A 10,735-nucleotide genomic window follows, 5' to 3' on the forward strand; every position below is an offset into this window, starting at 1 on the left:
CGTACAACAATTTCCTTGATTTTTATTGTAAAGGTGGAATATGTTGCATTTCGTACAACAATTTAGCCTATATTATGCCTTTTAGGGCATTTTCAAGCGAATTTATTGTATTTTGTGCAACATTTCATGAGAAAAGGTCAATTAGCCCAACAAATGTTGTACAAAGTGATACAAAGTGCAACATTGCCTCAAGGTGTTCTGCCTGTATGTGTTCTACTTTAAGGTGTTCTGCTTTAAGGTGTTCTGCTTTTTAAGTGTTCTACTTTTTAGGTGTTCTACTTTTTAGATGTTCTGCTCATTAGGTATTCCGTTCTTAGGTACTCCGCTCTTAGCAGTTCCGCACTTTAGGTGTCACAGCAACTAACTATCATTGCTTTTAAGCATCACTGATTCCCTTTACTAACCCAAAACGTAACATTGTCGCCCTGTAAACCTTTCGTGCCTGACTTTGGGTCTTGTTTAATGACGGTTCCCTTAGGCTGATCATTTGCTTCAATCAAAAAATTGTAATGCAGACCGGCAGCCAAAGCCTGCGCCTCGGCATCAGCTTGAGATAGACCTACCAGGTTTGGTATTGCCACTTCCTCGGTTTGTTTGTTCGAATCTCCGAGAGGCTTCGATGTAGATGAGACAGGTGTATTTGTCGGCGCTACAGGTGTAGCGGTGGGTATAGGTACCACAACAACCGGCTCCACTTTGGAAGATGGCCAAAGCGCCCAAACCGCGACCAAGACGACGACCAAAATAGCAATTGCTCCTATCCCTGCCTTACTTAAAGCGCTCAGTGATTGTGATCGCTTTTCAGCTGCGGGCGCAACTTCATCTACCTCTACCTCATCCTTATCCACCCCGCGGTTTTGAGTTTTGCTTGGGTTTTGATATTGAATTTGTTTGTGGATAGGCCCCACGTCCTGATTTTGACCGGAAGATGGTAAACTCCGCAATCCAAAAATCAACGAAGACAGAGATGCGTGACCTTGGCAGACGAGCTTAATCAGCTTAATTAAAGCCAATTTCTGCTCATATGTCGCAGATGGAATAGGCGTGCGCTCCAGATGTGTATGCATCACTTCAAAAGTGCCAGTAATCGTCTCCGCGCCAGTAAATAGCTGAATCATCAACCGACAAAGCCCGATTGCCCCTTGTGCCTGAGGATCGCCTTTGTCCCAGTAGTTAATGACGGAAAGCTTGCCGTGATCATCTAACCATAGGTTTTCAGCACCTACTGTAAATCCTGTAATACGTTCTTCCATCGCGTCAAGCAAGGAAACTCCTAGATCAGCAATCATTGCAATGATGGTATGGAAAGACATTTCTTTCTTGTTAACATGGTTGGAGAATAATGAGCCTGGCTTTGCTTGCAGAATGATCGTAACCGAATCTTCTTCTACAGATGTATCCAGGATATGTTGAAAACCGTCATGTATGAAAGCTGCTTTATGATGAAGGGTTCGAATGTAATCTTCGCCGATCTGTCCAGGTTGAAGCTCTATTTGATAAAGGAGAACCTTTCGAGTTAGAAATAAATCATCACCGTAATGCAGAGTGCCATGAGGTAATGCTACGATTTGTGTATCTAGCACATATCGTGTACCAATTTTTTTATGCATGGAATATCCATCCTCTCTCTTGATGGCATCATTAGGAGTTGCCTTTATTATATATGATTCGGCGGGATATAGGAATTTAGGTATTTTGAGGGGGAATAATGATATTAATCGCTATCGTGTTGGAACAGTGGAAATCAATTTCATCGAGTGGAAAAGATTTGAGTCAAGCGTATTATGAGCTTCAACATGAGCAGTTGAATAGCTTGTTGTAAAGCTTATCGAAGAAGTCGAGGAAATCTCAAAGTTGAGTTTGGGTCCTGAGGCAGATAGCAGTTATTTCATTAATTTTACTGTACACCTTTTTCATCAGTTTTGGAACAAGCTTGAGAAAATTGAGTTGAAAGGTATAGAAGTTGCTGCGCGCCAATATAAAGAAGCCAAATTTTCTATGAAGCCATATCTAGCTGATAAGATTCAGCTGATCCAGGCTTTTTTTCTATCTTCGGGAGACTAAAAGTCTATGATTCAAATGACCTAGATGATATGATAGTTTTACAGAATTTTTTACAATTTGATCCAATATGAGGGGGAACTGTGTTGAAAAAAGTCGTTATTTTGGGCGGCGGTGTTGCCGGAATGAGTGCCGCGCATGAATTGGTTGTAAGAGGCTACGAGGTGTCAGTCTACGAATTTAAAAGTATTCCAGGCGGGAAAGCGAGAAGTATGCCTTTCGTAGGCAGCGGAACTGGCGGGAGGAAAGATCTTCCGGGTGAGCATGGTTTCCGGTTATTCCCTCGCTTTTACAGACATGTCATAGATACTTTGAAACGAATTCCTTATGAGAATGGAACCGTATATGATAACTTAACAGAAGTGACACGGTTAGATATTGCCACCTATACAGCACCGCTATTGCCGCTGCTGGCCAAAATTGAATTCAGTTTAGACAATTTTATGGTTGTCATCAGAGATTTATTCGATAATGGCTTAGGTCTAAGTATGGATGATCTGGAGCAATACGGACGTAAGCTATGGCAAGTCATGACGAGCTGTGATGAACGCATTCGCGAGGAATATAACCTCATCGATTGGTGGAATTTCATTGAGGCGGATCAACAATCCCCTGCATTTCAGAAAATATTCGCTGGATTCACCAAAACCCTCGTTGCTTGTCAATCCAAAATTGCTAACACACAAACAGTCGGCCCTGTAGCTGTTCAAATGACGCTAGATATTACAACACCAGGCACCAGCTTTGTTCGTCTCTTGAATGGTCCTACGAATGACAAATGGGTGAATCCTTGGCTAGCCTTTTTACGAGATCAGGGAGTTGATTATCATTTAGAAGCGAAAGTTGAAAGCATCGACTGCGTGGATGGCGTTATTCGCGGTGCGAAGGTGACGGAGAACGGTAAAACCTTCGATGTAGAAGCTGATTATTACATAGCTGCATTCCCGGTTGAAGTGATGGGTAAATTCATTACCGACGCTATGGTGCAAGCCGACCCATCACTTGTTGGTGTGCAGAAGCTAGTTGATTCCGTCGCATGGATGAACGGCATTCAGTATTATTTGAAGGAAGAACTGCCTATCACACATGGACATGTTATATACTTAGATGCACCTTGGTCTCTGACTTCAGTATCCCAGAAGCAATTTTGGCCGGATGTCGACCTTAGCCAGTATGGTGATGGCACAGTCAAGGGCGTTTTATCTGTCGATATTTCGGATTGGGACACACCAGGGATTTTATTCGGTAAATCGGCTACACTTTGCACGGCTGAAGAGATTAAAGCCGAAGTATGGGCACAGATGAAGTTAAGCTTGAACGTAGATGGTGCCGTAATCCTAGAAGACGATGTTCTGCATTCTTGGTTCTTGGATACGGATATTCAATTTGAGAATCCAGATCAGGCGTGCACGAATATGGAGCCGCTGCTTATTAATCGTGTAGGCACTTGGGATGACCGTCCAGAAGCGTATACCGCAATTCCGAATCTGTTCCTTGCTGCTGATTACGTACGTACGAATACGAACCTTGCGACGATGGAAGGCGCTAATGAAGCGGCACGACGCGCAGTTAATGCCATACTGAAACAAGATGGTTCGACGGAAGAGTCTTGTGAAATATGGGAAATGTACACATTTGAGTTTATGCATATCGATTTATTGAAACCTTATCATCATCATGACAAGCGACGGTTTGAGAAGGGGCTTCCTTGGGATGGAAAGCTTTTTTAGGAATACCTAGCAGCTAGTTTTACTAGGAGGATTTTATGCTAATTTTGCCGGAATACGAGTTGATCAGACAAATCTATCAAGGCGAACGGACTGTACTCTATCGTGCTGTTCATAAGCCGACTATGGAAAAAGTAATTATCAAAACCCTACGTTCTGACTTTCCTGTTTCAGCAGATATCGCTAGATTGAAACGTGAGTATGAGATAGGTAAAATGCTGGACTTTCCCGGCATTGTTAAGCCATTGGCGCTGCCCAAGCATCAAAACAGCCTTGCTCTCATCTTGGAAGACTTTGACGGTGAAACCTTGTCGGCTTATTTCCCTATGTTTCGTCAATCCATACAAGCCTTTCTCATAGCTGCTATTCAATTGGTCAAAATTGTTGGGGACATTCATCAGCGGTACGTTATACATAAGGATATTAAGCCTAGCAACATTATTATTAATCCCGATAAGCAGATCATGAAGCTGGCTGATTTCAGCATTTCCTCTTTTACGAGAGAACGTCAAGAAATGCTAGACCCGTTGATGCTAGAGGGAACGTTAAGTTATATGTCGCCTGAGCAGACAGGTCGTATGAATCGTATTATCGATTACCGAACGGACTACTATTCCTTAGGGGTCACGTTCTATGAAATGCTCACCGGACGTCTTCCGTTTCAAACGGAAGATCCGGTGGAGCTGATTCATTGCCATTTTGCCGTGACGCCGACTCCTCCTGAAAGCTTACGGATGGGCATACCGAAGCCTCTATCGGATATTGTTATGAAGCTTCTTGCTAAAAATGCGGAAGATCGGTATCAGAGCGCCTACGGGATTATTCAGGATCTCGAGCACATCTTGATGCTGAGCAATTCCGGAGAAGAAATGACGGAATTTACTGTTGGGCTCTATGACATGACGGACATGTTCCAGATACCTCAAGGGTTGTATGGACGTGCTCAGGAAATCGAAAATCTGCTGCATGTTTATGGACGTGCCGTGCATGGATCGCTGGAGGCGGTTTGGGTAACCGGGGAATCTGGTTATGGCAAAACGTTTCTCATCGCCGAGACGATGAAGACGATCATGAAGGACAATGGCTGGTTCTTATCCGGCAGATTCGAGCCAAACAAACAGCATATCTCGTACCATGCGTTGTCTAGGGCGCTGCGTCAGTTAGTCCGTCAGCTTCTGACGGAGAAAGATCATCAAATCGAAGAGTATCGCGGACGTTTGCTGAAAATACTGGGAACGAGCGGAAAAGTATTGACGGATCTCATTCCGGACCTTGAGCTCCTAATCGGTGAGCAGCCCATTGCGAAGCAGCTTCCTCCGCAAGAAACACAGAATCGATTACACTTCTTGTTGCAGCAATTTCTATTAATCTTCTGTGTGAAAGAGCGGCCTATCGTGTTGTTTCTAGATGATTTGCAGTGGGCAGATGCGGCCTCCTTGCAGTTTCTTGATCTGCTTTTGAACGATTCCCAAATGAAGTATTTCCTATTCATCGGCTCCTATCGAAGCGAGTATGACACTAATTGGCTATCGTCTACCCGTGTTCAATTGCTAGACAAGCTCCCGGAGCGCCTTGTTACTGAACGGATTATTTTGCAGCCAATGGAAATTGCAGATGTGCAGCAATTGATTGCGGAGTCGTTGAAAACCGAGCAGCAGCAGGTAGTTGAGTTGGCTCAACTCGTTCTTCAAAAAACTGGAGGAAATCCTTTTTTCGTCAAACAATTTTTAACTGCCTTACACGAGCAAAATTTGCTCACCTTTAATTATGAAGTTAATCGTTGGATATGGGATATTGATGAAATTCAGAAGCTTAGAATTACTGATAATCTTATGTTCCTCCTAGCTGAGAAGCTGCAGCGTATGCCGCCAAAAACACAATACTTATTGCGGCTAGCTGCTTGTCTAGGAGCTTCTTATGACCTGGAGGCACTTGGTATCATTGCTAAGATGTCCTTTACTGATGTTCTGCATGAGTTGGAAATTGCGATCCAAAACGGTTTGATGATTCCTGTTGGCACGGATTATAAATTTTTTATCGAGATGCAAGGGAATTCAACTGCAAGAGACATACGTTTTATGTTTGTGCATGATTCTATTCAAGAAGCCGTTTATGGATCCATTGAAGAATCAGAACTGCCAGAAATGCATTTGAACATCGCGCATCAGCTTCTTGAGCATTTACCCGACGATCAGGCTCAGCCACGGTTATTCGATATCGTCAACCATATGAATATAGGCTCTAACTTGCTAACGGAGCGGCAGGAGCTTATCCAGCTTCTAGAATTTAATTTCAGTGCAGGCCGCAAAGCTAAATCTTCGAATGCCTATCGTTCAGCACTGCAGTATTACAATAAAGCATTAGCTTTGTTGAAACTGGTAGAGGGTGTGGAGTTAAAAGACCTAAGCTTTTCCATTCGACTGGAGAAGTCAGAAGTGCTTTATCTGAATGGTCAGGCGGATGAAGCTGAAATATCGTACGAAGAACTGCTTGTAGATGCCCGTACGAACGAACTTAAGTTGGAAGTATATAACTTACAAGTGATTCTGTACACGAACGTCGGTAAGCAGCATAAAAGTGTGGAAGTTGGATTGAAAGCCCTAGCTGAGCAAGGCATCCGTGTTTCTAAAGAACCGACGGGCGTGAACATATTTTATGAATATATGAAGCTGAAAGCAATGATTGGACGGAAGAATACGATTCAGCTGTACGATTTACCGATTATGGAAGATGAATACATAACTAAATTAATGAATTTAATGATGAGTATTGCTGTCTCCGCGTACTTCGTGAATACGAATTTATTTGTTTTATTCATGTTTATCATGACGAAGCATGCGTTGAAATATGGTAACTCCTCGGTAATGGCCTATGTGTACGGATCCTATGGTTTGATTCTGGGCTCGGGCTTCGGTGATTATCAGCTTGGCTACCAATATGGGCAGCTTGGCGATCGCATGAATGCTAGATTTCAATCCCATCAATTCCGCAGTAAAAGCCATTTCTCATTCGGTTTGTTCGTCACTCCTTGGGTAAAGCCTTTGCAGGTGTGTTTGGAGCATTTGAAGGAGTCTTTCCGAAGCGGGATCGAAGATGGTGACTTGGTTTTCGTAGGTTATGCCCTTACTTATCAGGTTTTGGTGAAGGATTTTCAGGGTGTTGTACTTTCGGAAGTACAAGAAGATCTAGCTAAGAACTATCGGATATTGGAACAGACCAATCATCATGACACCCTTCTCATGTTAGAAATGCTCCGTAAGGTCATTGATAATTTGGAGGGGAAGTCTGAGAATCCCCTGATTATCGGTAAGTATGAGGAAGAGGAAGAACAGTTTGTCCGTAAGCTGGAGATTCACCCGAACCAAGTCATTATTCATGAGTATACGGTAAAAAAAATGATGCTGTATTATTTGTTTGGTCAATATGAGGAAGCTCTAAAGTTTGGTAAAGATGCAGAACCTATGCAGTCTGTTTCTTTCGGGCTGTTTCATATTCCTGAGAACTATTTCTACTATGCCTTATCGATAGCTGCTAAATATAGAGAGGCTGCAATGTTAGAGCAGAAGATGATGGCCAAACAGATGAGAAAAATGCTTCGCAAGATGGATAAATGGGCTGCCCATTGTCCAGAAAACTTTTTGCATATAAGCCTATTAATGCATGCGGAGTGGAACCGTGTGACAGGCCATTTTCAGAAAGCGGAGCAAGAATACGAAACGTCAATCCGGCAAGCTAGGGAGCAAGGTTTCATCCAGCATGAGGCGATTGCCTGTGAGCTAGCAGGGAAGATGTATAAGGAAGCTGGACGTGAAAAGGTTGCTAAAACCTATTTCGTCGATGCCTATTACGGTTATCTAAGCTGGGGTGCGAAGGCTAAGGCTGAGGAGTTAATGATGCGTTATCCGGGCTACTTAACATCACTTAAGGAGTCAAAGGATAGGAGCACAACCAAAATAAGTGACTATTCCCTGCAGGCGCTTGATTTTATGACGATTATGAACACGTCTAGATCGTTGTCAAGTGAAGTTAACTTGGAGCAATTGATCAAGCGGTTAATGGAAATTGTAACCTATTCGTCTGGAGCGGAGAGAAGCATCCTTGTCTTGAAGGAACGTGACAGCTTATTCGTGGAGGCTGAGATGCTTGCCATCGACGGCAAGGATTCCTGTACCGTAAGTTCTGTTCTGCTAGAAACAAGAGAAGATCTCCCGACAGCTGTGATTCAATTCGTTGCTCGAACCAAGGAAGGTGTAGTTCTCGATGATGCCGAGAATAAGGGATTCTTTACACATGATCCGTATATTCGGGCAACGGAGAGTAAATCGATATTCTGCGAGCCGATCCTCCATCAGGGCAATCTAGTCGGCGTCTTTTATCTTGAAAATAATTTGATTCGCAATGCCTTTACATCAGACCGTCTTGATATTATCAAGCTGTTGTCTGCTCAGGCGGCAATTTCGATTGAGAATGCGAGACTCTATAATGATTTGGAGTCCAAAGTCAAAGAACGGACGAACGAATTGATCTTGATGGAGACGTCGCGTCGAGACCTATTGTCTAATATTTCCCATGATTTGGGTACGCCACTCACGTCCATTCAGGGTTATGTAGAGGCTATTCTGGATGGAGTTATTCAAGAGCCTGAGGAACAGAGAAAGTACCTTTCGGTCGTTCATATGCGGATTGTCGGCATTCAACGACTCATTACGGATCTCTATCAGTTAAGTCGACTTGAGACTAAGCAGTTCCATTTTCAACTAGCCCCAACTTCGTGCGGAACGATGGTTCGCCAGCTTTTTGCGAAGTATGAGCTGGATGCAGCGAATGCTGGAATTACCTATACGCTCGACATGGCACATTCGGAAGGAGAAGAATTGCTTTTAACGGTAGATACAGATCGTATTGAACAGGTGTATGCGAATATTCTATACAATGCAATTAAATTTTCTACTAGAGGCGGATTCATTGATGTTCACGTGGCAATCAAGGATGAGCCGAGCGAGTTAGTGATTCGGGTTACCGATACCGGCGTGGGGATTAGCGATGAGGATCTTCCGCATATTTTTGAAAGGTTCTACAAAGTGTCCAAATCACGCAGCACGTCTGGCGGCAGTGGCCTTGGACTCGCGATTGCTAAGGAGATCGTGCAGTATCACGGTGGCCAGATTTGGGCGGAAAGCCGCCTCGGCAAAGGCTGCAGCATCTCGTTCTCATTACCTGTGCATCGGATTTAAGCCGCGAGAACCGTATACCTCACATGATCCTGTGTGCGGTGTACGGTTTTTTGGCTAAGGTCGAATGGTTACTCTAGTGTGAATGGGCACAAGTGCGGATAACTCAAGCACATCATCGTTATACATGCGGATACAGCCGTGCGATGTCCTCTTGCCTACGGAAGAAGGATCATTCGTGCCGTGGATACCATAATGAGGTTTGCTTAAACCCATCCACAAGACACCGAAAGGGCCGCCAGGATTGGGTTGTTTATTGATAATGAAAAATTCACCCGTAGGTGTGTTAGTTAGTATTTTACCAATACCAACTGGGAATCCACGTACAACGATGTTTACATCCAAAAGATATAATTGAAAGTCAGAAAGATCAACAATAATTCGGTAATTGGGCATAGGATCGTCACCTCAATTTATTCTATGTAAATAGGCGCGTTTTCGATATTGAAACTTACATGTGATATACTGCTGTAGATATCAGTCACCGAAGGAGATAACGACATGCAATCATTTTTACAGTTTAATCCAACAAGATTATGGTTTGGGCAAGATCAAGTTGAGCAGCTGCAGCAGGAGCTTGGTACTAATGGCAAGCGAGTATTGCTCGTGTACGGCGGCGGAAGCATTAAGAAAAATGGTGTATACGATGCTGTTATGGAACAGCTTACACATATGCAAGCGGAAGTGTTTGAAATGTCCGGAGTGGAGCCTAATCCACGACTCAATACAGTGCGGAAGGGCATAGATATTTGCCGCGATAAGCAAATCGAGCTTATTCTTGCTGTTGGCGGCGGCAGTGTGATTGATTGTGTCAAAGCAATTTCCGTGGGCGTTTATTATGACGGGGATGTTTGGGACATCGTTACTCGGAAAGCTGTGCCTCACAAAGCGCTTCCTTTCGGAACGGTATTAACACTAGCGGCTACAGGTTCTGAAATGAATAATATTTCCGTCATCACACACTGGGAGAAAAATGAAAAGCGTGGTTGGAGCAGTCCTTTCGCTTATCCGGCTTTCTCTATTTTAGATCCGACGTACACATATTCTGTACCTATGGATCAGACCGTTTATGGCATCGTAGATATGATGTCGCATGTGCTGGAGCAGTACTTCCACCTGACGGAGAACACACCTATGATAGATCGTTTCATGGAGTCAGTACTCTTGACAGTCATAGAAGCTGCACCGAAGCTGCTTGCCGATCTTAACAGCTATGAGCATAGAGCGACGATCATGTATGCGGGGACGACGGCCTTTAACGGGCTGCTATCCAGCGGCACAGATGGTGGAGACTGGGCATCGCATCAGATCGAACATGGTCTATCCGCCGTTTATGATATTCCGCATGGCGGAGGGCTTGGGATTGTATTCCCGAACTGGATGAAGCATTGTGCGGAGGAAGATCCTTCGCGGATGAAGAAACTGGCGATGGCTGTTTTCGGTATCGATCCATCGGATAAAATGGATCATGAAATTGCACTCGAAGGGATTGACGCGCTGCGAAGTTTCTGGAATTCCCTTGGTGCGCCGAATCGGTTAGGGGATTATGGGATCGATGATTCTAGGATAGAGGAATTAGTCCATAAATCATTCATGAAGGATAAAGTGGGGCAATACAAAATGATGACGCGGGAAACAGTCAGAGATATTTTGATTCGATCTTTAGCGTAAAATATAAAGTTGAGTAGATAAGAAATAAGCTATCCCGTAGTTTGA

6 protein-coding genes and 1 pseudogene are annotated in these 10,735 nt (G+C 43.8%); 5 read left to right on the plus strand and 2 right to left on the minus strand.

Annotation, left to right across the window (positions count from 1 at the left end):
* Positions 1 to 383: 383 nt before the first annotated feature.
* The gene (locus GC102_RS17415; RefSeq protein WP_171690692.1) at positions 384 to 1,610 is read right to left on the minus strand and encodes a PASTA domain-containing protein; all 1,227 of its coding nucleotides are present in this window, start codon (positions 1,608 to 1,610) and stop codon (positions 384 to 386) included.
* Positions 1,611 to 1,854: 244 nt separating this feature from the next.
* Here GC102_RS17415 and GC102_RS17420 point away from each other — a divergent pair, with 244 nt between their 5' ends.
* The 4 genes and pseudogenes from GC102_RS17420 to GC102_RS40605 all read left to right on the plus strand — a co-directional run bounded on the left by GC102_RS17420 (position 1,855) and on the right by GC102_RS40605 (position 9,022).
* A complete protein-coding gene (locus GC102_RS17420; protein WP_171690693.1) occupies positions 1,855 to 2,064 on the plus strand; it encodes a hypothetical protein in 210 nt (69 codons plus the stop codon).
* An 80-nt stretch (positions 2,065 to 2,144) separates the two neighbouring features.
* Positions 2,145 to 3,791, plus strand: coding sequence for a hydroxysqualene dehydroxylase (locus GC102_RS17425; RefSeq protein WP_171690694.1), 1,647 nt, complete (start codon positions 2,145 to 2,147; stop codon positions 3,789 to 3,791).
* Positions 3,792 to 3,826: 35 nt separating this feature from the next.
* Positions 3,827 to 8,515: pseudogene (locus GC102_RS17430) on the plus strand (AAA family ATPase); the annotation flags it as partial.
* Positions 8,492 to 9,022 (plus strand): sensor histidine kinase, encoded by a 531-nt coding sequence (locus tag GC102_RS40605; RefSeq protein ID WP_376769381.1) that lies wholly within the window; start codon positions 8,492 to 8,494, stop codon positions 9,020 to 9,022. The pseudogene GC102_RS17430 and the gene GC102_RS40605, both read left to right, overlap by 24 nt.
* 54 nt (positions 9,023 to 9,076) lie before the next feature.
* Here the strand turns inward: GC102_RS40605 and GC102_RS17435 are convergent, their stop codons facing one another.
* A complete protein-coding gene (locus tag GC102_RS17435) occupies positions 9,077 to 9,415 on the minus strand; it encodes a L,D-transpeptidase (RefSeq protein ID WP_171647546.1) in 339 nt (112 codons plus the stop codon).
* Between the two features lie 105 nt (positions 9,416 to 9,520).
* On the opposite strand from GC102_RS17435, the gene GC102_RS17440 reads away from it, so the two are divergent.
* Positions 9,521 to 10,690 carry an iron-containing alcohol dehydrogenase gene (locus GC102_RS17440; RefSeq protein WP_171690696.1) on the plus strand — a complete coding sequence of 390 codons (1,170 nt, stop codon included), beginning with the start codon at positions 9,521 to 9,523 and terminating at the stop codon, positions 10,688 to 10,690.
* Positions 10,691 to 10,735 lie beyond the last annotated feature (45 nt).

This window comes from Paenibacillus germinis, from assembly GCF_013141785.1.
GTDB lineage: Bacteria > Bacillota > Bacilli > Paenibacillales > NBRC-103111 > Paenibacillus_E > Paenibacillus_E phytorum.